At 71.3% G+C, this 26,192-nt stretch carries 24 protein-coding genes; 9 read left to right on the top strand and 15 right to left on the bottom strand.

The features are described 5' to 3' along the window. Positions 1–90: 90 nt before the first annotated feature. The 4 genes from ACFY9E_RS29270 to ACFY9E_RS29255 all read right to left on the bottom strand — a co-directional run bounded on the left by ACFY9E_RS29270 (position 91) and on the right by ACFY9E_RS29255 (position 4,507). Positions 91–1,791, bottom strand: coding sequence for an alpha-amylase family glycosyl hydrolase (locus ACFY9E_RS29270; RefSeq protein WP_390988959.1), 1,701 nt, complete (start codon positions 1,789–1,791; stop codon positions 91–93). Next, positions 1,782–2,786, bottom strand: a complete 1,005-nt coding sequence (locus ACFY9E_RS29265; RefSeq protein WP_390988957.1) for a TIGR03885 family FMN-dependent LLM class oxidoreductase — start codon at positions 2,784–2,786, stop codon at positions 1,782–1,784. The genes ACFY9E_RS29270 and ACFY9E_RS29265 overlap by 10 nt, the downstream gene beginning before the upstream one ends. A gap of 174 nt (positions 2,787–2,960) precedes the next feature. Further along, on the bottom strand, positions 2,961–3,839 hold the full coding sequence (locus ACFY9E_RS29260) for a hypothetical protein (protein ID WP_390988956.1): 879 nt from the start codon (positions 3,837–3,839) through the stop codon (positions 2,961–2,963). Between the two features lie 269 nt (positions 3,840–4,108). Continuing rightward, positions 4,109–4,507 (bottom strand): winged helix-turn-helix transcriptional regulator, encoded by a 399-nt coding sequence (locus tag ACFY9E_RS29255; RefSeq protein ID WP_390988955.1) that lies wholly within the window; start codon positions 4,505–4,507, stop codon positions 4,109–4,111. 77 nt (positions 4,508–4,584) lie between these two features. On the opposite strand from ACFY9E_RS29255, the gene ACFY9E_RS29250 reads away from it, so the two are divergent. Further along, the gene (locus ACFY9E_RS29250; RefSeq protein ID WP_390988953.1) at positions 4,585–5,502 is read left to right on the top strand and encodes a zinc-binding dehydrogenase; all 918 of its coding nucleotides are present in this window, start codon (positions 4,585–4,587) and stop codon (positions 5,500–5,502) included. 503 nt (positions 5,503–6,005) lie between these two features. After that, positions 6,006–7,811 carry a cobalamin-dependent protein gene (locus ACFY9E_RS29245; protein ID WP_390988951.1) on the top strand — a complete coding sequence of 602 codons (1,806 nt, stop codon included), beginning with the start codon at positions 6,006–6,008 and terminating at the stop codon, positions 7,809–7,811. A 27-nt stretch (positions 7,812–7,838) separates the two neighbouring features. On the opposite strand, the gene ACFY9E_RS29240 is transcribed toward ACFY9E_RS29245, so the two are convergent. The 5 genes from ACFY9E_RS29240 to ACFY9E_RS29220 all read right to left on the bottom strand — a co-directional run bounded on the left by ACFY9E_RS29240 (position 7,839) and on the right by ACFY9E_RS29220 (position 10,974). Next, the gene (locus ACFY9E_RS29240) at positions 7,839–8,783 is read right to left on the bottom strand and encodes an EamA family transporter (RefSeq protein WP_390988949.1); all 945 of its coding nucleotides are present in this window, start codon (positions 8,781–8,783) and stop codon (positions 7,839–7,841) included. Between the two features lie 213 nt (positions 8,784–8,996). Beyond that, the gene (locus ACFY9E_RS29235; protein ID WP_390988947.1) at positions 8,997–9,320 is read right to left on the bottom strand and encodes a hypothetical protein; all 324 of its coding nucleotides are present in this window, start codon (positions 9,318–9,320) and stop codon (positions 8,997–8,999) included. A 140-nt stretch (positions 9,321–9,460) separates the two neighbouring features. Then, positions 9,461–9,895: a VOC family protein gene (locus ACFY9E_RS29230; RefSeq protein ID WP_390988945.1), complete on the bottom strand. Its 435-nt coding sequence runs from the start codon at positions 9,893–9,895 to the stop codon at positions 9,461–9,463. 172 nt (positions 9,896–10,067) lie between these two features. Then, positions 10,068–10,367 (bottom strand): DUF6506 family protein, encoded by a 300-nt coding sequence (locus ACFY9E_RS29225; RefSeq protein WP_390988943.1) that lies wholly within the window; start codon positions 10,365–10,367, stop codon positions 10,068–10,070. Positions 10,368–10,596: 229 nt separating this feature from the next. Continuing rightward, entirely contained in the window at positions 10,597–10,974 is a 378-nt protein-coding gene (locus ACFY9E_RS29220) for a gas vesicle protein GvpJ (protein WP_390988941.1), read from the bottom strand. Positions 10,975–11,341: 367 nt separating this feature from the next. Here ACFY9E_RS29220 and ACFY9E_RS29215 point away from each other — a divergent pair, with 367 nt between their 5' ends. The 6 genes from ACFY9E_RS29215 (at position 11,342) to ACFY9E_RS29190 (ending at position 20,515) form a co-directional block, all read left to right on the top strand. Then, the gene (locus ACFY9E_RS29215; protein WP_390988940.1) at positions 11,342–14,110 is read left to right on the top strand and encodes a hypothetical protein; all 2,769 of its coding nucleotides are present in this window, start codon (positions 11,342–11,344) and stop codon (positions 14,108–14,110) included. Positions 14,111–14,342: 232 nt separating this feature from the next. Further along, complete coding sequence (locus ACFY9E_RS29210) at positions 14,343–16,100, top strand: aminotransferase class I/II-fold pyridoxal phosphate-dependent enzyme (RefSeq protein WP_390988939.1); 1,758 nt, start codon at positions 14,343–14,345, stop codon at positions 16,098–16,100. Next, positions 16,097–16,900 (top strand): phosphatidate cytidylyltransferase, encoded by an 804-nt coding sequence (locus ACFY9E_RS29205; protein WP_390988937.1) that lies wholly within the window; start codon positions 16,097–16,099, stop codon positions 16,898–16,900. Before ACFY9E_RS29210 ends, ACFY9E_RS29205 begins: the two co-directional genes overlap by 4 nt. Before the next feature lie 264 nt (positions 16,901–17,164). After that, on the top strand, positions 17,165–17,359 hold the full coding sequence (locus ACFY9E_RS29200) for a hypothetical protein (protein ID WP_390988935.1): 195 nt from the start codon (positions 17,165–17,167) through the stop codon (positions 17,357–17,359). Between the two features lie 185 nt (positions 17,360–17,544). Further along, positions 17,545–18,165, top strand: a complete 621-nt coding sequence (locus ACFY9E_RS29195) for an SRPBCC family protein (protein WP_390988933.1) — start codon at positions 17,545–17,547, stop codon at positions 18,163–18,165. 31 nt (positions 18,166–18,196) lie between these two features. Beyond that, complete coding sequence (locus ACFY9E_RS29190; RefSeq protein WP_390988932.1) at positions 18,197–20,515, top strand: FdhF/YdeP family oxidoreductase; 2,319 nt, start codon at positions 18,197–18,199, stop codon at positions 20,513–20,515. 156 nt (positions 20,516–20,671) lie between these two features. On the opposite strand, the gene ACFY9E_RS29185 is transcribed toward ACFY9E_RS29190, so the two are convergent. The 6 genes from ACFY9E_RS29185 to ACFY9E_RS29160 form a co-directional block, all read right to left on the bottom strand. Further along, positions 20,672–20,896: a hypothetical protein gene (locus tag ACFY9E_RS29185; protein WP_390988931.1), complete on the bottom strand. Its 225-nt coding sequence runs from the start codon at positions 20,894–20,896 to the stop codon at positions 20,672–20,674. 216 nt (positions 20,897–21,112) lie between these two features. Continuing rightward, a complete protein-coding gene (locus tag ACFY9E_RS29180; protein ID WP_390988929.1) occupies positions 21,113–21,376 on the bottom strand; it encodes a hypothetical protein in 264 nt (87 codons plus the stop codon). A gap of 57 nt (positions 21,377–21,433) precedes the next feature. After that, positions 21,434–21,604: a hypothetical protein gene (locus ACFY9E_RS29175; protein ID WP_390988927.1), complete on the bottom strand. Its 171-nt coding sequence runs from the start codon at positions 21,602–21,604 to the stop codon at positions 21,434–21,436. Positions 21,605–21,834: 230 nt separating this feature from the next. Further along, the gene (locus ACFY9E_RS29170) at positions 21,835–22,158 is read right to left on the bottom strand and encodes a WhiB family transcriptional regulator (RefSeq protein WP_390988925.1); all 324 of its coding nucleotides are present in this window, start codon (positions 22,156–22,158) and stop codon (positions 21,835–21,837) included. A gap of 345 nt (positions 22,159–22,503) precedes the next feature. Next, complete coding sequence (locus ACFY9E_RS29165; RefSeq protein ID WP_390988924.1) at positions 22,504–23,679, bottom strand: glutamate--cysteine ligase; 1,176 nt, start codon at positions 23,677–23,679, stop codon at positions 22,504–22,506. A gap of 318 nt (positions 23,680–23,997) precedes the next feature. Continuing rightward, positions 23,998–24,501 carry a winged helix-turn-helix transcriptional regulator gene (locus ACFY9E_RS29160; protein WP_390988922.1) on the bottom strand — a complete coding sequence of 168 codons (504 nt, stop codon included), beginning with the start codon at positions 24,499–24,501 and terminating at the stop codon, positions 23,998–24,000. Between the two features lie 56 nt (positions 24,502–24,557). On the opposite strand from ACFY9E_RS29160, the gene ACFY9E_RS29155 reads away from it, so the two are divergent. Beyond that, the gene (locus ACFY9E_RS29155; protein WP_390988920.1) at positions 24,558–26,174 is read left to right on the top strand and encodes an MFS transporter; all 1,617 of its coding nucleotides are present in this window, start codon (positions 24,558–24,560) and stop codon (positions 26,172–26,174) included. The last annotated feature ends 18 nt before the right edge of the window (positions 26,175–26,192 follow it).

The raw sequence follows: 26,192 nt of genomic DNA, 5'->3' as shown, positions 1-26,192 counted from the left end.
CGGCGCGCGGCGTCGGCACGCGCTTGTCGCCTGTCTCCGTCCGTGCCGTGGGCCTCTATCACCTCACCAGGCTTTCGGGTGGGCGCCGTCTCAGTCGGAGGCGATGGTGTCGGGGTCGTCAGCCGGGGTGCCGACGCGCAGCCACCGGTACCCGTAGGCGGGCAGTTCGACGGCGAACCGACCGTCGTCGGGCACGGTGGAACCCGCGTGCCCATCGTCGAGCAGATCCGTCAGCCTCCCACCGGCCCCCGCCTCGGGCAGCCGTACCCGCGCGGTGACCGGCCGGCCGGCGAAGTTGTGCAGGGCCAGGACGCTCCCGTCGGTGGTGTGGCTGACGTGGGCGAGGACGGAGCGCTCCCCGCTCTCGACCAGCCGGTACTCGCCCCAGGCCAGCTCGGGAGCCTCCCGGTAGCGCTCGGCGAACAGGCGCATGCGGCTCAGCAGGGAGCCGGGGTCGTGGCTCTGCTCGTACACGTTGACCCGCTGCGGTGCGAACGCGCCCTCCGGCAGAGGGTTGGGGAAGGTGTCGGGTGCGCCGGTGGAGAACCCGGCGCCGGGCTCCGGGGTCCACTGCATGGGCGTGCGGACGGCCTGACGGCCCTCGGCGGCAAGGTTCTCGCCCATGCCGATCTCCTCGCCGTAGAAGAGCACGGGGGTGCCCGGCAGGGTGAACAGCAGGCTGTAGGCGAGTTCGACACGTCGGCGGTCGCCGTCGACCATGGGCGGCAGCCTGCGGCGCAGACCGCGGTCGTACAGCTGCATGTCCTTGTCGGGACCGAAGGTGGCGAAGACCTCGGCGCGTTCGTCGTCGCTCAGCTTGTCGAGGGTCAGCTCGTCGTGGTTGCGCACGAACGTGGCCCAGTGGGCGTCGCGGGGGGCCGCGGGCCGTTCCCGCAGCGCGGCGGCGAGCGGGCCCGCGTCCTCGCGCGCCATCGACAGGTACATCTGCTGCATCCCGACGAAGTCGAAGCACATGGTCAGCTCGTCCCCGCGGTCCGAGTCGGGGTCCCCGAAGAACCGGCAGAGACCGTCGTACGGCAGGTTGACCTCGCCGAGCAGTACGGATTCGCCGTTGCGGCGGCCGAGGAAGGCGCGCAGGTCGGCGAGGAACTCGTGCGGGTCGGGCAGCGCGTCGGCGTCGTCCTGCCCGTCCGTCTCCAGCAGGAAGGGCACGGCGTCCACCCGGAACCCGGACAGTCCGAGCTGTGTCCAGAAGCCCATGATCCGGGCTATCTCGTCGCGCACTTCGGGGTTGGCGACGTTGAGGTCGGGCTGCTGCTTGTAGAAGCGGTGCAGGTAGTACTGGCCACTGCCCTCGTCGTACTCCCACAGGCCGTCCTCCGCGTCGGGGAAGACCACCCCGTGGGGCCCGTCCTCGGGAGGCTCGTCCTTCCAGACGTACCAGTCGCGATGGGCGGAGTCCCGACCGGATCGGGCGTCCTGGAACCAGGGATGGTCCTCGGAGGTGTGGTTCACGACGAGGTCGGCGATCACGCGGATGCCGCGGTCCCGGGCCGTGCGGACGAACTCGGTGAAGTCGCCGAGCGTCCCCAGGCGGGGGTCGACACCGTAGAAGTCCGTGATGTCGTACCCGTCGTCGCGTTCCCGCGTCGGGTAGAAGGGCATCAGCCACACGCAGGTCACGCCGAGGCGCACCAGATGGTCGATGCGCTGCGTGAGGCCCGCGAAGTCTCCGATCCCGTCGCCGTTGCCGTCCTGGTACGTCTCGACGTCCAGGCAGTACACCACCGCGTTCTTCCACCACAGGTCGGACGTGCGGGTCAGACGCATCGGTACTCCTCGGCCGTGGCGGGCAGCGGGCGGGTGACGTCGAGCTGTGGCAGCACCTCGGCGCCGAACGCGTCGATGAACGCGCTCTGTTCACGGCCGACGTGGTGCAGCATCACCGCGTCGAAGCCGAGTTCGGCGTACTCGTGGAGCCAGGCGGTGTGCCGGCCGAGGTCGGACGAGACGTTCACGGTGCCCGCCACCTGCTCGGGCGTCACGTGCTCGCTGACGATGTCGAACAGTTCAGCGGAGTCCAGGTCCCAACTGACGGGAGGAGCATGCACGTTGGTGCGCCACTGGTCGTGCGCCAGCGCGAGGGCCCGGTCGTCGTCGGGCGCCCAGCTCAGGTGCACCTGGAGGTGCACCGGCCCGCGCCCTCCCGCCTCGCGGTAGGCACCGACGATCTCACGCAGCCGTTCCCGGGGGGCGTTGACCGTGATCAGGCCGTCCGCCCACTGCGCGCACCAGGCCGCTGTGGCCGTGCTGCACGCGGCTCCGATCAGTGGCGGTACGGCGGGCGGCAGCGTCCACAGCCTGGCCCGGTCCACGGTGACGAGACCGTCGTGGCTGACCTCCTCCCCGCGCAGCAGGGCGCGGATGACCTCGGCGCACTCGCGCAGCCGCGCGTTGCGGACCTCCTTGCGGGGCCAACCGGCCCCGGTGATGTGTTCGTTGGACGCTTCACCACTGCCGAGCGCCACCCAGAACCGGCCTGGGTACATGGATGCGAGGGTGGCGACCGCCTGGGCGATGATCGCCGGGTGGTAACGCTGGCCGGGCGCGTTCACCACGCCGAACGGCAGATGGCCGGTGGCCTGGAGGGCGGCGCCGAGCCACGACCAGGCGAATCCGGATTCCCCCTGACGGACGCTCCACGGCGAGAAGTGGTCCGAGCACATGGCGGCGGTGAATCCCGCCTGTTCCGCGTGCACCACGGCGGCGAGCAGGTCCGCGGGCGGGATCTGCTCGTGCGAGGCGTGTAACCCGTAAACAGTCATGCCGAGCGGTTACCCCCGGGATCCCCATGCAGCGGAGAGCGGGCCGGAAGAAGCCCGCGAAGCCGTTGTGCCCCGGCGGACTGCCGGCGAGAACGGGCGCGCCCCTCGGCGAGTTCGTCCCGTCAGCGGTTATTCTCGCTTCCCGGCCGGGCAGGGGCCCACGCCAACCGAAGGTCAGCCCGTGGAGCTCCACGTGCCCTCGGTGAGTCCGACCGGGTTACCGGTCGGGATGATTCCGGAGTCCAGGACCCTCCGTGCGAGTGGTTCGAGCAGGTGGGCGAGGCGGGTGGTGGCGTCGGCCCCCAGCGCCTGCCACGGCGTCAGGGCCGCCGCGTCCGTGTCCGCCTCCATCTGCGCGTGAGCGGTCGCGCCGGCCCCGGTGAGGCGCCCCTCCTCGTCGATCCAGCCGCGCTCACGCAACTCCGCCTGCGCCGCACGCCATTCCTCGACGTTCCACTGGCGGATGCGTTGCTGGAACTCGGCGTCCGTCTCCCCTGTGGCGCTCTTGAGCACCAGCGCCTCGACCGGTCCCAGACGACGGCCCACCAGCACGGCGACATGGCCGTCGCCGCGGTGTTCGCGCAAGGTGGTCACGGCCTGCCAGAGCCTGACGTGGGGCTGGGCCGGGCGGGGCAGGGCCTGGTTGGCCGCGCCGAGCACCCGTCCCGCCGTGTCCGCGGCGCGGGCGGCCTCCCAGGCGAGGTCGGCGGCCTCGGCCAGCTCGGCGGAGGCGACGACGTCCGGACCGAAGAAGCTGGTCATCGCGGCACCCATGGCCCGCTCGCGCGCCTCGATCACCTGCTGCGGAGACGCGGCAGCCCAGGCGCCCGGGAGCGCGCTCGCCGCCCGGTCGGGGTGGAAGACGTAGAAGGAGCTGGTGACGACGGAGGCGGGAACGGGGCCGAGAGGCGCCGCGCGCAGGGCGAAATAACCCATCCAGTAGCCGCGCAGGCCGAGGCCGTCCGCGGCCTCGCGCACCTCGGGGGTGAAGTAGACCAGCTGGTGGACCGGTTCGAACCTCTCCCACATCGCCCGTGCGACGTTTTCGCTCATCCTCAGGCCCTCCCGGTTCGTCCTGCTCGCTGCGGCGAACGCCGAGAGGCAGCATCCATCATGACAGCGGTCATAACAACCCTCGGTCTGTGGATCACTGGCCCCGGGGCCATGCCCTCGGTCGCGTCAGGCACCGTGGCATCGCCGCACTGACGGGACTGGGACCTGTCCGGGCGATCCCGTAAGAGGCTCGTGATGCCGGTGGTGAGCGCTCTGCTCCTCTCCGGCGGTCGTGGGAGCACGGGAGCTCGAGAGCCAGTCCGGGCCGGTCACTCGGCGTCGGCTTCCTGCTCCGCCGCGCTGTCGTAAGCGGCGCGGGCCTCCGCGATGGCGGACCGGTGGCGCTCGGCCCAGCCCACCAGTCCGGTCAGTGAGGCGTGGAGTTCTCGGGCCATGGGTGTGAGGCTGTACTCGACCTTGGGCGGCACGGTCGGATAGACGGTGCGGATGAGCAGCCCGTCCCGCTCCAGGCGGCGCAGGTTGAGCGTGAGCATGCGCCGGCTGATGCCGTTGATGGCGCGTTCGAGTTCGGTGAAGCGGACCGGGCCGTGGGCGGCGGCAATCAGGATCCCAATGCTCCACTTGCCCGCCACGCGGTCGAGCACTTCGGTGACCGGGCAGGCTTCACCCCTCACCGCTTCTGCGACACGGGTGTGACTGAGTGACATGAATGTGCCTCCTTCCGCCGGGCAGCATGGTTACCGATGATGGCTGCTGTTACAAGTCGTGAACCAAGGGGGAAGACATGCCTGTTCGTGCTCTCGTCGTCGATCCGTCCGCACCCGCCGCCGTCCGTCTCTCCGAGATTCCCGACCCCGTGCCCGGACCGGGCCAGGTCCTGGTGGATGTCTCCCATGCCTCCTTGAACCACGGCGACCTCAACGACGCTCGCTCCGGCCGGGTGCCCACGGGTGCGGTGCTCGGTTCGGACGCCGCCGGGGTGGTGGTCCGGGCCGCGGCCGACGGAACCGGCCCGGAGGTGGGAACCCGGGTGGTGGCCCTGACCTCGAGGGCGTTCGCTGAACGCGTCGCGATCGATGTGGGTGCGCTTGCCGAGGTGCCCACGGGCCTGGACCTGGTGAAGACGGTCGCCCTGCCCGTCGCCGGAGTGGCCGCACTGCGCTCGCTGCGGGCCGCCGGGCTCGGGCCGGACAAGAGGGTGCTGGTCACCGGCGCCTCCGGCGGGGTCGGCCGGTTCGCCGTCCAGTTGGCGGCGCGGGCCGGTGCCCACGTGATCGCGTCCGTGGGTTCGACGGCCCGCGGGGAGGGACTGGTCGACTTGGGCGCCGACGAGGTGCTGATCGGCCTGGAGGGACTCGAGCAAGCCGTCGACGTGGTCATCGACAGCGTCGGCGGCCCTCAGTTGGTGGCGGCATGGAGCCTTCTCGCCCCCGGGGGCAGCGCACAGAGCGTCGGCTGGACTTCCGGGGAGCCGGCGGTCTTCCCTCCGTATGCGACCGTCGGCCCCGCCAAGTCGCTGACGTCCTTCGTCATCGATGGCGATGCCGGCCGGGACCTGGCCGTTCTCACCGAGCTGACCGCTGCGGGGGCCCTCACGGTCGAGATCGGCTGGCAGGGAACCTGGGACCGCTTCACCGAGGCCGCCGAGGCCCTCCGCGGGCGCCGTGTCTCCGGGAAAGCGGTCCTTCAGATCACGCAGTGAGCGGCATGCACCGACACCGCTTCTGGTGTTCGGCGTCACCGGCCCCTTTTGACGCCACCAGAGTCGGCGGCCGATCCGAGCGGGCACCGGCCGCGTGATGACGGGTCCGCACGACCGTGGAGTCCACCACGATGTCCCCTCCCAGTCGATCTCACCTGCGGTCCCGGTACTGCGGGTCCAGGGAACAGGCGCGGGACGAGGAACGCGAGGACGGCGACGACCAGTCTCGCGGCGATGAGGCCGACCACCATCAGGCGTGCCGTCGGAGCGGGATGCGGACGCCGGACCGGTAGGCCCGGGGCAGGCCGCATGCCACAGCGCCGCGGGAGCACGCTCCCGGACCAGGACGGGCCTCCTGCCGCGTCTCCCCCCGGTTCGGCCCGAGGGTCCGCTTCACGCCATTTCTACGGGAATGCCGCTCGCGGCAATGTGAGGCACGCCACGATGGCGAGCGAACTCCCGTTCGCATCGGTCCATTGGTCAACCGGTCAGAAGGAGTGCTCGTGACTCACGCCGTACCCCCCTTACCCGTGGTGGTCGAGAATCCGGTCGTCAAGTTCTCCAGCGCCCCTCAGCGCCCGCCCCTGCGGCATCTGGGCAGGCCCTCCCTGCGCACCTCGGTCTCCGGCGCCCGGCGGCGCTCCCGCGGTCAGGCGCCCCGCGTTCTGCTCGTCGTGCCCTCGTACACGCGGGTCGTGGAGCCCTCCCCCGAGCGCAGCAGCTTCCGGGCGCTCGGGCTGGACACCTTCGAGGTGATGAAGCGGGCCGGCACCCCGATCGGACTTCTGCGCATCGCTGCCAACGCCCGCCTCGCCGGCTTCGACGTCCGCATCGTCGACTCGCCCTTCGCCGGCTGGGAGCAGGAACGTCGGCTCGTCGACCTCGGCGCCGGCAGCAGCCTGGTCCGCTACGGTCTCGACGACTCGCAACTGCGCGCGATCATCGAGGAGTTCGAGCCGGACGTCGTCGGCGTCCAGTGCATCTACACGGTCCAGTGGGGCAATGCGCGCGCCCTGGCCGACCTGGTCAAGGACATCGACCCGGCGATCGTGACAATCACGGGCGGCGCCCATCCCAGCGGGGACTGGCAGTACGCCGTACCGGACTCCCCCTTCGACCACGTGGTCATCAACGAGGCCGACCAGACGTTCACCGCGTTGCTGCAGGCGCTGACGGAGGAGGGCGGCGACATCGACGCGGTGCCCGGCGTCGCCTACCGGCGGGCCGATCTCGCCGTGGTGCGTACCACCGCCAAGTCGCCGTACATGCGCATCCTGCCGAAGCGGCAGGGGCTGGACCAGCGGCTCGGCATGATGCCGCTGCCCGACTTCGGGATGCTGGACATGCGCCAGTACGAGCAGGCGTACCACTCGTCGGGCAAGCGGGTGCGCGAGCACGGTTCCTGGGCGCAGATCTTCTCCACCATCGGCTGCAACGTGGGCTGCGACTTCTGCTACATCCCGATGGTGAACGGCCCTTGGCGGGCGCTCGGCATCGACTGGTTCGACCTGCACCTCGCCGAGATCACCAAGCAGGGTGTGACCGAGGTGCTCATCGAGGACGACCATCTGCTGCACGACCCGCTGTACGCGATGCGCGTCTTCGAACTGCTGCGCAAGCACGACCTGCCGTGGGTGGAGGAGGGCGGCCTGAGCCTGTTCAACCTCGTCCTGCTGCACTTGGGCGAGGAGTTCGCGAAGGGCATGGCCGACGCCGAGCGGCGCAACCCCAACTTCCGCAACGTCCTCTCCGCGATGCGTTCCGGACTGACCTGCCGCGACCTCATCAGGGCGATGGCCGAAGGCGGCTGCTACAGCGTCTACCTCGCCGTCGAGAGCGCCAACGAGGACAGCCTGGAGCAGTCCGGCAAGCCCCGTCTCAACGCCTTCCAGAAGGCCACCGGCGAGATAGTGGAGATGTTCACCGAGTACGGCATCCAGGTCACCGGCGGATTCATGCTCGGCTTCGTCAACCCGCCCGAGCGGCCCGGGGCCGAACCGTACATCGAGTCGCTCGAGCAGATCGAGAAGACCATCGACTACGCGGTCACGCTCATGCGCCACGGGATGGCGTACGCCAACCCCTTCATCGTCACCCCGCTGCCGGGCACCAAGATGTGGGACTTCCAGAAGGACTACGTCGTACGGCACTACGACAACGGCTGGTCGCACGAGAAGGCGACCATGGCGACGGAGAGGTGGAGCGCGGAGGACATCGAACGCATGCGGCTGGAATTGCTGGTGCGCGCCAACGGCGCCGACAAGGTGACCGAAATGGTCCGCCGCGGGACCTGGCCCGTGGACGCCTGACGGATTCGCGACGCGGTCGCGACCGGCTCAGCCCCGGCGGCGCGCCGCACGCAGCGCGTCCGCCGATGCGAGCATGGCGCCACCGGTGATCAGCACGCAGGCGGCGGCGACGGGCCAGCTCGCGTCGGCCCGTCCCGTCGCGATCAGCAGAGCGGTGGACAGCAGCGGGGCGAAGTACGACAGGGTGCCCAGGAGCCGGATGTCGCCGTGCTTGGTGCCGTGGTCCCAGATGTAGAAGGCGCCGCCGACCGGCCCGAGGCCCAGCGCGAGCACCGCGAGCCACTGGCCGCCGTCCGGCCGGACCGTGTCCTCGAACAGCAGATGGCAGACGGCCGCGAGCACCGCGGTGGCCAGGCAGAAGAACGCCACCATGTCCGTCGGGACCTTCGGATACCGCCGGTTGGCCACCGAGTACGCCGACCACACCACCGCGCAGACGGCGGCTGCCGCGTACCCGGGCAGGTACTCCCCGCGGAACTGGACGCCCTGCCCACCCGTGACCAGCAGGAAGGTGCCGCCGAGTCCGAGCACCGCGCCCGCCGCGTGCCACCAGCGCAGCCGTTCACCCGGCAGCAGCGCGGAGAAGACGACGATCAGCAGCGGCCACAGATAGGCGATGAGGCCGGCATCGACCGCGGGGGCGTTGCGCAGGGCCACGAAGTAGAAGAAGTGGTAGCCGAACAGGCCCCCGACACCGAGCACCCAGGCTCCGCGGGGCACCGCGCGGACGAGCTCCCCGCCGCCGCGCAGCGCGCGGGGCAGTCCGAGGAGGCCGCCCACCGCGAACGCCATCGCGGTGAGCTGGAACGGCGGAATCCGCCCGGTGAGCGTGGTGAACAGGGCCAGCGACGCCCACAGCAGTACGGCCCCGGCGCCGATCGCGGTGGCCCTGAGCTGGTGCGCCGGATTCGGCGCGATGTCGTGCGCCCTGTCCGACGCCGCGGCCCCGGCTCGCGCGTCCCGAGCGTTCACATGCCCTCCAGCCCACCGCCGGCGTATGACGGTCCGTCAACCTGTGACCACACAGGGCATCGTAGGGAGGCGCATCGCGTGGACCCGCGCTTTCCGGTCAGGGGGCGGTCCAGAGCCGGTGTGGAGGAGTCGGGTGCGGCCCTCGGGCTCACCCGCACCGATGGTGATGCTTTCCGGCCCGGCGGCAGCGGGAGGGTCGTGCTTCCCGCGCCCTCAGTCCTGCGCCTCCGCATCGAGGCGGGCGAGCCCTTGTTCCCAGCGTCGCCGGCGCTCGTCCTCAGGCTGTTCCCACCAAGGCGTTCCCCTCTCGCCCAGCGCGACCTTGGCCCGGTGCACGCATGCACGCGCTGCCCGCTCGGCGCTCGCATCGCCCGCAGTGGTCGCGGAGCGCACCGCCCGACGAGCCGACATCAGGTGCTGTCGAAGTCGAGCAGCGGTCTCCTCGGGAAGGGACGGATCGGTTGCCCGCCATCTCCGTCCCTTGATGATGACGAAGTGCCCGTCGGGGGTTGACTCCGGTGACTGGTGTGCTTCCACATGACCGATTCTGCCCACGCGGGCCCGCCCTGCTCGGCGTGGTGCCGAAGCGTCATCACCGGTTCCCGCCGATCGGCCTCAGGGACCGGCCCGGCCCGCACCACCACGAAAGCGGCCGGAGCGAAGACCCTGGAGGATGCTCAGTCGAGGCAGAACTCGTTGCCTTCGATGTCCTGCATCAGGATGCACGACTCGTTGTCGTCGTCGGCCGGCTGCGTTTGCACGTGTACGGCACCGAGCGCCACGAGTCGTGCGCATTCGGCCTCCAGAGCGGCCAGGCGCTCCTCACCCACGAGTCCGGTGCCGACCCGCACGTCGAGATGCACCCGATTCTTGACGATCTTCCCTTCCGGAACGCGCTGGAAGAGCAGGCGCGGGCCCACACCCGAGGGATCACTGCATGCGAAATAGGTGACCTGCTCCTCAGGCGGCAGCGAGCGATGGTAGTCCTCCCAAGTGGCGAACCCCTCCGGGACCGGCGGTACGACGTAGCCCAGCACCTCGCACCAGAAACCGGCGAGTCGCGCGGGTGCAGCACAGTCGAAGGTCACTTGGAACTGCTTGATCGATGACATCGGCGCACCCTAGCAAGGGAACTCAGTTGCTCAACTCCCGGCGTCCCTCGGCACGTTCCGCGGGTGTCAAGGAGCTGCCCGACCCAAGGGCGGTAGTCGGCAGCCGAACTACGCGGCCAGCCGTGGCCGCGCGGTGCTGTCCTGGCGCACGCCTACCTCGTCGCCATACGCGTCAAGCGAAGATCGCGTGCACCTGATCAACCGCTTCGGGCCCATAGCCGACCACACCCACGGGGACCGCGCCGTCGATCGCCTCGATGACACGCCCGGCCCATACGGGCCCGAACCCCCCGCACACTTCGATGAGTTGCACGCCCTCGGCCACCAGACGGCGTGCCACCTCGATGCCCTCCTCGGGCTTCGCCACCCCGACGAACACACTGCGGCACGCCCCTGTGTCGACGACGTTGACCTCGCCACCAGCCGCACTGCCGTCCGCCGTGTAGATGAAAGCCCAGTGCGTGAGCGCCATGCGTATCGACCTCCTGTGACTGTCAGGGGCACCAGCCAATCAGAGCTGAGGTGGGAATGGCTCGGATCCGAGGTGATCCGCAAGTGATCCGCGCCGCACAGCCGAACGCCCCCGCTCTTCGAGACCCCGGCCCCACCCCGTCCTCCGGGCGACGGCGCCCGCTCCACCGCCGTGCCGTGAGCGCTTCCCCAGCGCATCGCCGAGGAGTACCCCGAAGAGGCTCTGTCTCCTATGCGCGGCGCTGTGCACCCTGGCGCTCGTCGCGGGCTTGCTGGAAGGCGTCGGAGATCGCCTCCGCGGCACCGGACAGAGCCCCCTTGGTCTTGCCGCGGGCGCCGGACTCGGTGACTTTGCCCGTGAGCTCCGTGAGCCCGGCCGGCTTGCGAGGCCCCGCCTCCAGATCGAGACGGTTGCACGCCTCGGCAAAACGCAGGTAGGTGTCCACGCTGGCGACCACGATCCGTATGTCGATCTTGAGGATCTCGATACCGACAAGGGAGACCCGCACGAAGGCGTCGATCACCAGCCCGCGGTCGAGGATGAGTTCCAGAACGTCGTAGAGGCCGCTGGATCCGCCTCCGCCACCCTGCTGCGTCGCGATGGTCATCGCGGCACCCCTTGTCGTCTGTCCGTGTGTGCGTAGTCCCACCGGCACTGTCTGCCGCTGCGACGCAGCCTTTGCATGCGGGTAACCCCTCCCCCCTGAGATCAAACGCACGTGCGAGTCATGGGCGAGGTGGACCTTCGGCGGAGGTCGACGTCTCTCCCCGAGGCCATCGAAGACGTGGCAACCAGCGTGCCGCGCGGCGATGTATCGGAGAGCTATCAGCTGCACTGACTTGATCATGTCGCTCGCCCGCCATCGGCAGTCTCCTCACAGACAACCCACAGACACTCCTCCCCGTCCTAGGTGACGCGAGAGGCGCCCGGGACCGACGGGACGTCTGCGCACAGGGTTACTGAGGAGAGGATCATTGATCCGTGCCCGGCGAATATGTGTGACCGCCGTGGCGGTGCTGGCGGCCCTGGCGGGCTCGCCCGGACTGGCACAGGCGGAACAGCCCCACCGACCGGGGCTGTTGAGCTCTACGGACGACAACCCACTTCCGCCGGGGTGGCGGATGGACGGGGAGGGCGGGGCGCCCGAGCTGGTCTGGCGTGCGCCGAAGGCCGTGCCCATGGGGAATGCGCGAGTGGAGTTCCGTACCGGGGACCGGCTGCTCGGGGTGCCGAAGCCGGCGAGGGACGGGCGGACCTTCCGGCTCCCCCTCGGCGAGATGCGGCCCGAGCAGCTGACGGACCTTCACGTAACGGCAGCGGGGCGGCGGCTGGACGCGGCGGCCGACGATACGCGCAGGTCCGGCTCGCGCGGGGCGCGGATGCCCGCGAAGGCGCCGGCGAACGGCGTCGATCCCGGCAAACCCGGCTCGTACCGCACGGTCACCGGGGGGTATGACCTCGACCCGGTGCGCCTGCCCGGGTTCGACACCCCGGTGGAGATGACTGCCAAGGTGGTGGCACCGAAGGGCGCCACCGGCAGCCGGCCGCTCGCGCTGTTCCTGCACGGCCGCCACAACACCTGCTACAAGCCGGGCTCCGAGGACGACGTGACCGGCGACTGGCCCTGCGCGGACGGCTACAAGCCGATCCCGAGCCACCTGGGCTATCAGCGCGACCAGCGACTGCTGGCCTCCCAGGGCTATGTGACGGTGTCGATCTCGGCGAACGCCATCAACGCCCAGGACTGGGATGCCGAGGACGCCGGCGCGCAGGCGCGTTCCTCGTTGGTACGGCAGCACCTCGCCCGCTGGGCCGACTGGACCGCCCATCGCTCCTCGGCCCCGGCCGTCGTACGCGAGGCGGCGAAGGCGGACCTCTCCCAAGTCCTGCTCGTCGGCCACTCGCGCGGTGGTGAGGGCGTCAACCGGGCCGCCATGGACAGCCTCTACCCGCCGCCGGCCGCCGAGGACGGCTACCGGGGCCCGGTGCGCTGGAAGGTGCGCGGGACCGTGCTCATCGGACCGACGATCTTCGGCCAGAATCCGGTCGCCGACGTGCCGTCCGTGACACTGCTGCCGGGCTGTGACGGCGACGTGTCGGACTTGCAGGGCGAGGACTTCGTCGACGGGACGCGCGGGGTCAGCCGGGGCACGGCACTGCACAGCGCCGTCTACATGGTCGGCGCCAACCACAACTACTTCAACAGCGAGTGGACCCCGGGCGAGGCCGTCGCACCGGCCATGGACGACTTCTGGACCGACCCGGAGCAGCCGGACCCGGTGTGCACGCCGGGTGCCGCGACCCGGCTCACCGCCGCCCAGCAGCACAAGGCGGGCGCCACGTACATCGCCGCCGCGGCCCGGCTCTTCCTCGCCGGGGACGACCGGGTGCGTCCGCTGCTCGACGGTTCCGGCAAGCGTGCCCCGTCCGCGGACCCGGCCCGGGTGCTGACCCACGCGGTCGGCGGCCGCCGCAGCGGTGGTTTCCTGCCGGACGGCCGGGCGAAGGTGACCGGCGCCCGGCTGTGCTCGGCGATCGACCCCGACCCGGCCGTGGCCTGTCTGGACCCGGAGACCCCCGGATCGTCACCGCACTTCGCGTCGTGGGAGACGAAACAGGAGACCGGCCGCAGCGCGGTGCACCTGAAGTGGTCCGCGCCGGGCAGGGCCGCGCGTATCACTGCGGCCAAGCCGCTCTCCCTCCGCGGCTCCCAGAAGCTCGCGCTGCGGGTCTTCGTACCGCCGAACACGACCGGCACGAAGTTCGACGTGTCCGTCACCGACTCCTCCAACCGTCGGGTGACGCTGGCCTCGGTCCGGGTGGACGGGCTCCCGGGCTCCGCGAACACCGCCTCCTACTGGGCTCAGGAGCTGCGCGTCCCGCTGTCGGCCGCGACCCGGGTCGGGCTCGATCTCAGGCGCGTCAAGTCCCTTGAGCTGACGCCCCGTTCGCAGTCCGGGCGGGCCTGGCTGATGGACGCCTGGGGCTGGGCGCCCGGCACTTCGGCGGTGAAGGCGGCCGCACTGCCGCGCGTCGACGTGGGCCGCACGATCGTCAAGGAGGGCGACTCGGGCTCCCGCACCTACCGGATCCCGGTCGAGATCTCCGGGCACGGCAGCGGGCAGGTCCGCGTGTACGTCCTCGACCCGGACAGCGGCCGGGCGGAGAACCGCCTCCTGACCGTACGGCCCGGCAGCACCGCGATCGACGTGCCGGTCGAGGTGAAGGGCGACACGGTCTACGGCGACGACGTGGAGCACGACATCGCCGTCAAGGCCGTCCGCAACGCCGTCGTCGGCAAGTACCGGGGCGGGCTCACCGTCCAGAACGACGACCCCGAGCCGGTGATCACCCTGTCGCCGGTCGCGGACCGGGTGACCGAGGGAGAGACGCTGACCTGGCGACTGTCCGTGGACACGCCCACGGCGGTGGACATCTACCAGCCGGTGCGGGTCCTTCCGGTCACCGAGGGCAGCGAGCTGTCCACCAAGGACGTGGACCCGCAGTGGCTCAAGGACTCCTCCGGTGACGTGCCCGACCCCGAGCGGCCGCTGTCCGACGCGAGCCTGTGGGTGTGGATGCACATCCCGCCCGGCAGCTCCAGCGCGGACTTCGTCGTGCCGACCGTGCGGGACCAGGTGGCCGAGCCGACCGAGTCGATGCGCCTCGCACTGACCGACAACAACGCCGAGCCGCTGCCCGACAGGCCGGTGCTGACGGGGACGGTGCTGGACAAGCCGTAAGCGCGAGGTACGAGGGACTGTGCAGACCCTCTTGTGCGGGGTCCGGTGTGTCCGGGCCCCGCGCTTCGTCAGGTCACGCGCATTTCGTCCAACACCATTGCAGCTGCCTGGACATGGGCCACCGGAAGCGCCTGAGTACGCGTACTCAGACCGCCCGAGCTGTTCGCCCCTGCTCCCCGCATGCCGGTAGCAGCCACACTGGGCCGCCTTGTCCCCGTACGAAGAGGTCTTGATGAGCCGTCTGCTCAGCCTGCGTTCCGCCGCCCCCGGCGACATGTCCTGGATTCATGAACTGCGGCACCGCGTCTACGCCGAGGAGCTGGGCCAGCACGTGCCCAACGCCGAGGGGCGGCTGGTCGACGGGCTGGACGGCGACAACGTCTACCTGGTCGCGGCGCGGGGTGCGGACCGTGTCGGGTTCGTGAGCGTGACGCCTCCGTGGGTGGGCCGGTACGGGCTGGACAAGTACCTGACCCGGGCGGAGCTTCCGCTCCTGGACGAGGCCGACGTCTTCGAGGTGCGGCTGCTCACCGTCGAGCCCGAGGCGCGGGCCGGCGCGGCGGGCGCGCTGTTGATGTACGCGGCGCTGCGCTGGATCGCGTCCCGGGGCGGGCGGCGGGTGGTGGCGATGGGCCGCGCCGACCTGGTCGGCATGTACCGGGCGGCGGGGCTGCGTCCCGTCGGCCTCGGCGTCCGCAGCGGGGCGGTCGATTTCGAGGTGCTCACCGGGGAGGTGTCCGAGCTGTCGCGGGGTGTGTCGGGGCGGCACGCGGCGGCCCTCGCCCGGTTGGCGGCCGGCGTGGACTGGCGGCTGGACGCGCCGTTCGCGCCCCGGCCGGACGGCTGCGAGCACGGTGGGGCCTCCTTCACCGCGGTCGGCGCGGACTTCCGCACGCTGGAACGGCGTCACGAGGTGGTCGCGGCCGACGTGCTCGACGCCTGGTTCCCGCCCGCCCCCGGGGCTCGGGCGGCGCTCGCCGAGGACGCCGGGTGGATCGCCCGCACCTCGCCGCCGACCGGTGCGGAGGGCTTGCTCGCGGAGCTCGCCGCGGTCCGCGACCTGCCCCCGGACGCGCTCGCGGTCGGCGCCGGCTCCTCCGATCTGATCTTCCGGGCCTTCGGCCGGTGGCTGACGCCGGCCAGACGGGTCCTGCTGATGGACCCCGGATACGGCGAGTACGCCCACGTCACGGAGCGGGTGATCGGCTGCCGCGTGGACCGGTTCCGGCTGCGGCGCGAGGAGGGCTGGCGCATCGATCCGGTCAGGTTGTCGGCGGTCGTCGCCGGCGGGTCCTACGACCTCGTGGTTGTGGTCAACCCGAACAACCCGACCGGCCGCCACGCACCGGCCGCCGAGCTGCGCGCGGTGATCACCGCCGCACCGGCCCGCACCCGCTGGTGGATCGACGAGGCATACCTCGGATACGTCGATCCCGCCGAGTCGCTCGCCCCGTTCGCCGCACGGGACCCGCGCGTGGTGGTCTGCACCTCGATGTCGAAGACGTACGCCCTCTCCGGCGTGCGGGCCGCATACCTGGTGGCCGAGCCGGGAACGGCGGAGGAACTGCGCCGGTGGACACCGCCGTGGGCCCTCGGGCTGCCGGCCCAGCTCGCGGCGGTGGCGGCACTGCGCGACCCGGCGTACTACACCGGCGTGCTGCGCCGCACGCACCAGCTGCGCCGCAGCCTCGCCGCCGACCTGGCCGCGGTGGACGCGTCGGTCACCGTCGAGGAGTCGGTGGCCAACTTCCTGACGCTCACCCTGCCGCTGGGCGGCCCGAGCGCGGCGTCGCTGGTCGCGGAGTGCCGGCGTCGCGGTGTGTACCTGCGGGACCTGTCGCCGCTGTCGGCGTCGTACGAGGGCCGAACGGTGCGCGTCGCGGTCCGTGACACCGGCGAGAACGCGCGCATCGTGGACGCCTACCGGGCCGCCCTCGGTGAATTGCGCGCGGACTCCTTCGCCGCGCCGGGGCTCGGGGCGGCGCGGTGACCTCGGTTGCCGTGCTCGCGCCGTGGTTGGGCGGCGCGCTGCTGGTGAGCGGCATGGTGGTGGGGGCTTCACGACGGCGGGAGTTGCTGGTCCGGTGGTGTGCGTGGGCGGTGGGCGTACCGGTGGCGACCGCCGCGTTCTGGTGGGGGCGGCCCGGCATCGCCCTGCTCGCCGGAATCGTCGCGGTGATCGCGGTGCTGGAGTTCGGCGCGCTGACCCGGCTGCCTCGCACCGACAGAGCGGTACTCGCCGCCGCCGTGACAGGGCTGATCATCGCCGCCGCGACGGCGCCGGACCAGGTCTGGCGGGTGGGTGCCCTCGGGGCCCTCGCACTGGTCGCCGTACCGCTGGCGGCCGGCGATGCCGAAGACGGACTGCGTCGGCTCGGCACCGGCCTGCTCGGGTTGGTCTGGCTGGGAGTGCTGGCCGTGCTGGTGCCGCTGGGGACGCTCGGCCTGGCCCTTTTCGCCGCGGTGTCGGTCGCCGACGTCGTGGCGTACTTCGCCGGGCAGCGACTGGGCGGGCCCCGGTTATCGCCGCTGTCCCCGGCCAAGCGATGGAGCGGAACGCTGTGCGGCGCGGCGGCGGGCCTGGCCGTGCTCGCGCTGCTGTCGTCGTGGAGCTGGCCGGCGGCGGCCGCGGTGGCCGTGGGCGGACCGGCGGGCGACTTGGTGGAGTCCCTCGTCAAGCGCGGCGCCCGGGTCAAGGACTCGGGCCAGTGGCTGGCGGGAGCGGGAGGGCTGCTGGACCGCGTCGACTCACTCGTGGGGGCGTTGGCGGTGGTCGTCGTGCTGGGATGAGCGGGCCGGCGGTCCACGGTGAACTCCAGCACAATCGCGGTCACGGCATTCGGTTGATCTTCGATCGCCAGACCAGACCTGCGGTCGGCTCGGCGATGACGCCACCATGTCCGTGGCCGAACGGTGCGCGCAAGTCACCGGGCACGACGGTGCATGGCATGACGGGCGGAGACTGTCGCGTCAACATGATCGTCCTCCGCGCCCTCCCCCGCCGACGCCCTGGGCTAGAGATGCGATCACCTGCCGGATCACGGTGAGTGGCGGGTGGACGCCCAGGGGGTGAAGCTGGAGGAAGCGACCGGCCGGGATTCGGCGCCCGGTCACCGCTGCACCACCATCCACACCCAGCTCGACAACCGCATCGCCCACTTCTCGCCGGGCGGCGAGGCCGACCCCGGCGACACGATCGTCGCCGGCGCGCGCGACGACTCCCCGCACCGTCCGCACGGCCGGCGCTGACCGCGGGCTCAGCCGCCGCAGGTAAGCGCCTGTGACAGACCCGCCCTCTCGTAGCCGGGACCGCACACACCGACGCGCCGGGGCGACTCGAAGAACACGACGGGGGAACCGGAAGAGAAGCCCTGACGCACGAGGGGAGGCCGGGTTCCCGGACGCCCGGCTCCGTCACCGGAAGAGAGACGACGATGGCGCATGAAGACGACGCCCAGCAGGCCGTGCCGAACACGCAGGGGATGCGCCCGGACGGCGACGGCGTCACGCGCCGCCGTCCGCTGCGCGAGCGGCACGTCCAGGAGACGGTCGAGGTCGCGGTCCCGGTGCGGACGGCGTACAACCAGTGGACGCAGTTCAAGACCTTCCCTCGCTTCTCGACCCTGGTGCACGGCGTCGAGCAGATCAGGCCCACCATGACCGCCTGGACCATCGGCTACGGCCCCCTGCGCCGCCGTTTCGCGGTCGAGATCGTGGAGCAGGACCCCGACGCCTACCTGGCCTGGCGCGGTCTGGAGCAGAGCCCCTCCCACCAGGGAGAGATCGAGTTCGCGCCGACGGATTCCGGCGGCACCGCGATCACCGTCCGGATGCTCCTGGAACCGCAGGGAGCCACGAGGATCCTCACCGGCTCGTCCCGGGCCGCCCGGCTCATCGCGCGGCTGGTGCGCGGCGAGCTCATGAACTTCAAACGGTTCATCGAGGGACTGGGGCAGGAGGGCGGGGCCTGGCGCGGCACCATCCGCAACGGCCGTGTACAGCACGAGCACCCGGAACCGCCCAGGAGCCGCGTGGCCCAGTGGCCCGTCGGCTGACCCGCGGACCGGACAAGAGAAAGGCGAACCGATGCAGAACCCGCCCGGCGAGGAGCCGGAGACCACCCTCTCCGTGACACCGCCGAAGAAGTGGGCGGCCGGAGTCCCCGCGGTCGTGCACGCGCTGGAGTACTCCCTGGAGCAGACCTCCCCGCGCAAGACCGGGGTGGACTTGCTGACCATGAACCAGGTGGGCGGGGTCGACTGCCCCGGCTGCGCGTGGGCGGATCCGGCCCCGGGCCGGCGTCATCGCAACGAGTACTGCGAGAACGGCGCCAAGCACATCAACGACGAGGCCACCACGCGCCGGATCACCGCCGACTTCTTCCGTGAGCACAGCGTCTCCGACCTGGCCGCCCGCTCCGACATGTGGCTCAACCAGCAGGGCCGGCTCACCGAGCCGATGATCAAGCGGCCGGGCTCCGAGCACTACGAGCCCATCAGCTGGAACGACGCCTTGGGCGTCCTCGCGCAGGAACTGAAAGCGCTGCCCTCCCCCGACGAGGCCGTCTTCTACACCTCCGGCCGCGCCAGCAACGAGGCCGCCTTCGTCCTGCAGCTCTTCGCCCGCGCCTTCGGCACCAACAACCTGCCCGACTGCAGCAACATGTGCCACGAGTCGAGCGGCTTCGCCCTGAGCGAGACCCTGGGCACCGGCAAGGGCACCGTCAGCCTCGACGACCTCCACCACGCCGACCTGATCTTCCTGGTCGGGCAGAACCCGGGCAGCAACCACCCGCGCCAGCTCACCGCCCTGGAGGAGACCAAGCGCAACGGCGGCCGGATCGTGGCGGTCAACCCGCTGCCCGAGGCCGGGCTGCGGCGCTTCAAGAACCCGCAGAAGCCCAGCGGGCTCGTCGGTCGCGGCACCCAGATCGCCGACCGCTTCCTGCACATCAAGCCCGGCGGCGACCTCGCCCTGTTCCAGGCCCTCAACCGCCTGCTGCTGGAGGCCGAGGACGCCCGGCCCGGCACCGTGCTGGACCACGACTTCATCGACGCCCACACCACCGGCTTCGAGGAGTTCGCCGAGCACGCCCGCACCGTCGACTGGGACGACGTGCGCGCCGCGACCGGACTGACCCGTGAGGAGATCGAGAAGGTCCGCGACGAGGTCCTGAAGTGCGAACGCGTCATCGTCTGCTGGGCGATGGGTATCACCCAGCACAAGCACGGCGTGCCCACCGTCCGGGAGATCGTCAACTTCCTGATGCTGCGCGGCAACCTGGGGCGCGCCGGGACCGGGGCCTGCCCGGTGCGCGGCCACAGCAACGTCCAGGGTGACCGCACCATGGGCATCTGGGAGCAGATGCCGGACACCTTCCTCGACGCCCTGCAGAAGGAGTTCGGGTTCGACCCGCCGCGCCCGCACGGTCTGGACTCGGTGGACTCGATCAAGGCGATGCGCGAGGGCCGCGTCAAGGTCTTCCTCGCCTTGGCCGGCAACTTCGTCCGCGCCGCTCCCGACAGCGCGGTCACCGAGGAGGCGATGCGCTCGTGCCGGCTGACCGCCCACATCTCCACCAAGCTCAACCGCTCGCACACCGTCTGCGGCGACACCGCGCTGATCCTGCCGACCCTGGGGCGCACCGAGCGTGACATCCAGGCCGACGGCGAGCAGTTCGTCACCGTCGAGAACTCCATGAGCGAGGTGCACACCTCTCAGGGGCGCCTCGAACCGGCCTCCCCGCTGCTGCTCAGCGAAGTCGCCATCCTGAGCCGGCTCGCCCGCCGCACCCTGGACGGGAAGGCGGACATCCCCTGGGCCGAGTTCGAGGGCGACTACGGCACCATCCGCGACCGCATCTCCCGCATCGTGCCGGGCTTCCACGACTTCAACGCACGGGTGACCCGCCCCGGAGGCTTCCAACTGCCCAACCCGGTCAACGAGGGCGTCTTCAACAACAAGGTCGGCAAGGCCCTGTTCACCTGCAATGAGCACGTGGTCCCCCGGGCACCCGAGGGTCACCTGCTGCTGCAGACGCTGCGCTCGCACGACCAGTGGAACACCGTCCCCTACACCAACGACGACCGCTACCGCGGCATCCACGGCAGCCGCCACGTCGTGCTCGTCAACCCGGCCGACCTGACCGAACTCGGCCTCGCCCAGGGCGATCGCGTCGACCTGGTGAGCGTCTGGGCGGACGGCACGGAGCGCCGGGCCGAGAACTTCGAGGTCGTGCCCTACCCGGCCGCCAAGGGCTCGGCCGCCGCCTACTACCCGGAGACGAACGTCCTGGTGCCACTGGACAGCGTGGCCGACATCAGCAACCAGCCCACGTCCAAAGGCATCATCGTCCGCCTCGAACCCACGCCCGCCCGGACACGGACGCAGCCCACACCCGCCTGACCGGCGGCACGACCACGACGGGGAGACAGGAAGCCTGTGTGAATCCGGCGCGGTCCCGTCACTGTGACCGGGGAGTGCGCCCTCCCACAGGCCACCGCGCGCCGCGCGAGAAGGCCGGGCGCCCGCGGTCGGCTCGACCCGGCGACGCCACCGTCCTCAGGGTCGGACGAGACGGCGGAGGGCCAGTCGCGCGAGCGGAGCGTAGGCAAGGAGCATGAGCTTCGGGCCGTCCATCGTCAGCCTCGTGGCGCTGCCGCCTCCGTCCGCTCGCACCTCGTGATGCAGTCGGAGCACGATCGGCCCCAGCCGGACGCGCCAGGCCCACGTGCGGCGGTCATGGTCGACCGCGTCCACGGCGAACGCGGCGCGGACGCCCCCCATGCGAGGTCACCGTTCCGCGCAGGCCGGCCCTCAGCCGGCGGCCGGCGGCCGGCGGCCTGGACGCTCTCGATCTGCGGGGACCACGAGGCCCACTCGTCCACGCATGCGTAGCGCCGCCAGACCGTCTCCGGGGTCGCCGGGCCGGCCGCGTGGAGGGTCAGGTGCCCCATGACGATCCCGGCAGCCGCGAGGCACCCCTGGTGATCCGCGTACGGCTCATCGGGTTTGATCGCGCAGGTACTCGGTGAGGGCGGTGCCCGCCCGGAACGAGGCGACGCCGTCAGCGGCCTGGAATCCCCCGAAGCTGCCGAGGGTGACCGCCTCCCCGGCCTTGAGTGTCTCGGCGATGGTTCCCGCTTGCTCCACGGTGCCGGACAGCAGGTCGAGGACCCTTCCGATATCGCCCTCGGACGGTTGCGGACCATCGGGGCCGTCGGCGGCACGGCGTACGGTCAACTCGCTGAGCTGCGACTTGTCCACGTCCACATTCCCGTCGCGTCCTGAGAGGGTGCGGCTCACCCGCCGGGTGCCTGCCGGTCAGAGCTGTCGGCGGGCCTGTTCGGCGGCCTGGTCGGCTGCCGCGTGTTCCGTCTTGGCGTCGGCGGTGCTCAGGCGCCCGCCGCTGCTCAGAGTCAGGTGCAGATCGTTCAGCGAATGCAGCCGCCGCTGGAGCAGCTCGATGATGGCCGAACCGTCCTCGGCGGACATGCCTGGGACGGTGTACTGGAGGCAGGCTCAGAAGCCACGGCCGTGCCTTTCTCCTGCAGGCGGGAAGAACGTCCTCCGGGCCAGACAACCACCGCGCCCGTACGGCTGCCCGTCCGAAACGGCCGTACGGAGGCCGCCGTGCCCCGCGAGGGGCCGCCCGCTCGCGGGGCACGCGGCTTGCCATGTTCGGCGATCGATCCGTCCCCTTACGTCATGTGCGGAGTGTCGTCCTACGGCGCTGATCGTCGGCCGATGCCGCCGCGCGTCTCGCGGCTGATGGCGCGACGCTGCCGCGCTGTGGTCGCGCCCCAGATACCGGCGTCCTCGCCCTGTTCGATGGCCCAGGAACGGCAGGCGAGCAGGACGCGGCACCGACGGCACACCGCGCGGGCCTGGGCGACCTGGGCATCGGTCTCCCGCTCCACCAGGGGGAAGAAGAGCTCCGGGTCCTCGCCCAGGCAGGCGGCCTCCCGTAGCCATCCACGAGCGGTGGCCAGGGTCTCGGCGACCCCGGCGCCGACGGTGCGGTGACGGATCCTGCGGTCATCGGGCATGGCGCACCTCCGCATGTGCCGGCTGGGCCGGCAGGTGGCTGCGGCATGACGCTGCCGCAGGCCCGGCAGAGGTTGCGATTTCCATGCTAAAGGGAGAGTGTCCGTCTCCGGAACGCCGCGGTTCCCGGTCTTTCACGGAGGGGTTCTCCGGGCCTCCCCACCGGCGGCACCGACTTCTTCCTAGTGCCGCGGCAGGCAACGTTTGCCCGTTGAGGAGCGGCGTCCGGTGCGTGCTCTCGGCGTGCCGGCCGGCAGTCCTCGTACTGGATGTACTTGGGCTTTCGGCCGGTACGGCGAGAGTGCGTGCCGGGCGTCGCGACGGGGCGAACGTTGCCTGCCGCGGCACTAGTGCCGGCAGGTGGCCGAGACGATGTAGTCGACGACGTCCTGCGCGCTGGAGCGCTGCCGGTGGGCGGCACGTTGGCGGTCGGCGCCGTTTCCTTCGGTGCGCAGGCGCCGCCATTGCTCGCGCACCAGGTCGAGGTCCTCGTGCCGGCGGAGCGCCGGGGTGACGGTGTTCAGCAGTTTTTCGACCAGGACGACTTGGGCCACCAGGTCACCGGTGAGCGGATCGATGCCCTTGCCGGACAGTCCGTCCCGGGCCGCCCGCCAGCTGGCGGCGCGTAAGACCTCCGGTGCCGGACGCGGGGCCGCTTCGCCGGCCCGGACGGCGGCGAGGGCGGTGGCGGTCAGGGCGCGGACGACAGCGGTGAGCAGGAGCGTGTCGTCGGGGGTCAGGGCGGCGTCGGCGACGCGGATCTCGATGGTGGGCAGGTGGTGGGAGGGGCGTACGTCCCAGTACAGCCCGCCACGGTCGATGAGTGCTTCTGCTGCGAGGAGGGTGCGGACGAGGTCGTCGAAGTGGGCGGGCGATTCGAAGTAGGGCGGTGGACCGGCCACGGGCCAGCGTCCCCAGGTGGTGGTGCGCCAGCTGGCGTACCCGGTGTCCCGACCCGCCCAGAACGGGGAGTTCGCCGTCAGCGCGGTCAGCGTCGGCAGCCAGGGCCGCAGGTGATTGCTGACGTGGACGGCGTCGCGGGGGTCGGGAAGGCCGACGTGGATGTGGCAGGCACACACGATCTGCTCGTCGTCCAGGGCGCGGAAGTGGGCCACGCTCTGTGCGTAGCGGGCCCCTGGTGTCATGGGTACGGGGGCTGCCTGGCCGTGTACCGGGGTGCCGGTGGAGGCGATGCGCAGGCCCAGTCGGGCGGCGGCGCGGGCTGCCGTCCTCCTCGTGGAGCGGATCTGGTCGTCGGCCTCCTTCAAGCAGATGTGCGGGTCGGTGCGCAGTTCGACCTGGTAGCGGGTCAGCTCGGTACTGATCCGGTCGCCGAGTTCGCCGGAAGCCTCCCCGACCAGCTGGGGACCGTGAGGGCTGGGGGTTCGGGTGGCCGGGTCGATCAGGAGGAGTTCTTCTTCGATCCCGACGGTGAGCGGCTCGGGAACGGGACCCGGTGCGGAGTCGAGGACCGGCTCGGGAGCGTCCGCCGGAGCCGTCCCGCTGCGATGTTGACTGCCCATAGTGATGACACTGTCTCAGAAAGTGCGGGCTGAGTGGACGGCGGCGGTGGCCGTACTGGACCGGGACGGCCGGGATTGGTCGCTGGACGGTGGACAAGCCGAACCGCCCGGCCGCCTGCCAGCGCCCGTGCGGGCAGGGGTGCTCCCAGCGTCCGAGGATTTCGGCCCGCCCGCGCCGCCGCCTCCGAACCGGCAGACGGTGACAAGACCTGCTTCTGGAGCGGGCCCCCGGGGGGTGGGATGGCTGAATTCAGTCGGGCGTCAGGGGCGCGAACGCCTCGGCCGTCCGTGCAGCGGCGAACGACGCGAATCCGCCCCCTAGCGGGCCGCGAGCCGTGCCTCGGTCTCCTCGATGGGCACGTCGTGTCCGGCCTCGCACCGCACGGCGGGCACGAGCGGGGCGTCGCAGCCGGCGTGCACGAGCTCGACACCGCCCTTCTTGCCGTCCCCGGTCTGCCCCCACCGCATCAACGCGACGAACAGCGGGAACAGGGCCCGGCCCCGGTCGGTCAGGACGTATTCGTGCCGGGTGCGCGACCCCGGCACCCGATAGGGCCGCCGTTCCATCAGCCCGTCGGCCACCAGCTGCCGCAACCGCTTGGAGGCCACCGTCTCCGCGAGGCCGGTTCGCCGGACCAGGTCGTCGAAGCGGCGCCCGCCGTAGAACGCCTCCCTCACCAGCATCATCGCCGAGCGCGTACCGACCACCTCCAGCGACCGCTCCATGGCGCACCAGCCGGCCGCCGTGAAGGCGTCCCGGTCGGCGAAGTCGCCCGTGCGCGTGAACACCGTGTCTTCGCCCTGCAGGTCAACGCGTTCCATGCCGCCATTCTAGCCTGGCTAGCCTTTGGAACAGTCAGGGTGTTACGTTCCTGGCTATGCCAAACACCAGTCAGCCCTCCGTGGCGGGGACCGCACGTCCGCTCGTCCCAGCTGCCTCAACGCCCCCGGCCTCGGCCTCGGCAGCCGGACACAGCGGCATACCCGCCCGCCCCTGGCGGGGCGTGCTCACCGTGTGCCTCGGCGTGATGATGGCGTTCGTCAACGTCTCGTCCACCATCGGTGCGCTCGGCGCCATCCAGCAGGATTTGCGCCCCTCGGCCAGCGCGCTGGTCTGGGTGACCAGCGCCTACTCCCTCGTCGTCGCCACCCTGGTGATGTCCGCCGGCACCCTCGCCGACCTCGTCGGGCGCCGCACGGTCTTCCTCGGCGGGGCGGTGGTCTTCACCGCGGGCAGCGCCCTCGCCTTCACCGCCGACAGCACGGGGCTGCTGATCACCGCGCAGGCGGTCATGGGCCTCGGTGGCGCGGCCGTGCTCCCCTCCAGCCTGTCGATCGTCAGCCACTCTTTCGCCGATCCGCACCAGCGGACGAAAGCGATCGGCGTCTGGGCCAGCTGCTCCGGCCTCGGCCTGGCCGTCGGGCCCCTCGGCGCCGGGCTGCTCCTCGGCCACTTCTCGTGGCACTCGGTGTACCTGATCGACGTCGTCATCGGCGCGCTCGCCGTGATCCTGACGCCGTTCCTGGTGAGCGAGTCCAAGCACCCGACGAGACGCCTTGACCTCGCCGGCGTCCTGCTCGGCACCGTCACGATCGCCTCGGCGACCTACGCGATCATCGAGGGCGGCTCCTCCGGCTACGCCTCTCCGCGCATCATCACCGTGTACGCCGTCTTCGCCGTGTCCCTCGCGCTGTTCCTCATCGCCGAGACCCGCCACCACGACCCCATGCTGGACCTGCGGCTCTTCCGCAACGCCTCGTACACCGCGGTGATGGGCGTCGCGGCGGCGTCCATGTTCGGCTTCGTGGGCACCTCCCTGCTCGCCGTCCTGTACATGGAACGGGTGCAGCAACTGTCCGCGCTGGCCACCGGCGTCCGGCTGCTCGCCATGTTCGCCACGTACATCCTGGTCAGCGCGCTCGCCGGACGCCTCGTCCAGAAGATCGGCTACACCCTCATGCTGACCGCGGGCCTCGTCGTGATGGGCGCCGGGGCTCTCGCGCTGCTGGCCGTCGGCCCCTTCACCGGCTACGGCGCGCTGTGGCCCGGGCTTCTCATCGCGGGCATCGGATCCGCGATGCTCACCGCGCCGTCGACCGCCGCCGCCGTCAACAGCGTTCCGCGGCTGCAGGCGGGCATGGCCAGCGCCACGGTCAACATGTTCCGCCAGATCGGGTCCGTCCTCGGCCCCAGCATCCTCGGCACCATCGTCACCACCCGCTTCCCCCACTACCTGGAGGACCGGCTGGTCTCCGCCGGCGTGCCGGGCCCGGACGCCGCCCGCGTCACCGCCGGCGCCCTCCACGGGGACACCGCCGCCGAGATGCCGGCCACGCTCGCCCGCACCGTCACCGAGTCCGCCGCACAGGCCTTCACCGACGCCGTCCACCTCGGACTGCTCATCGGCGGCAGCGCCCTGCTGGTCATCGCGATCCCCACCGCGGTCTTCGTGCGGCACCGCAACACACCGGCGCCGACACGACCGGCCCGCTGAGAGGAAGACGTTCGGGGC

This window comes from Streptomyces sp. NPDC012466 (assembly GCF_042955215.1).
Lineage (GTDB): Bacteria > Actinomycetota > Actinomycetes > Streptomycetales > Streptomycetaceae > Streptomyces.
This window is presented reverse-complemented; position numbering and strand designations above follow the sequence as displayed.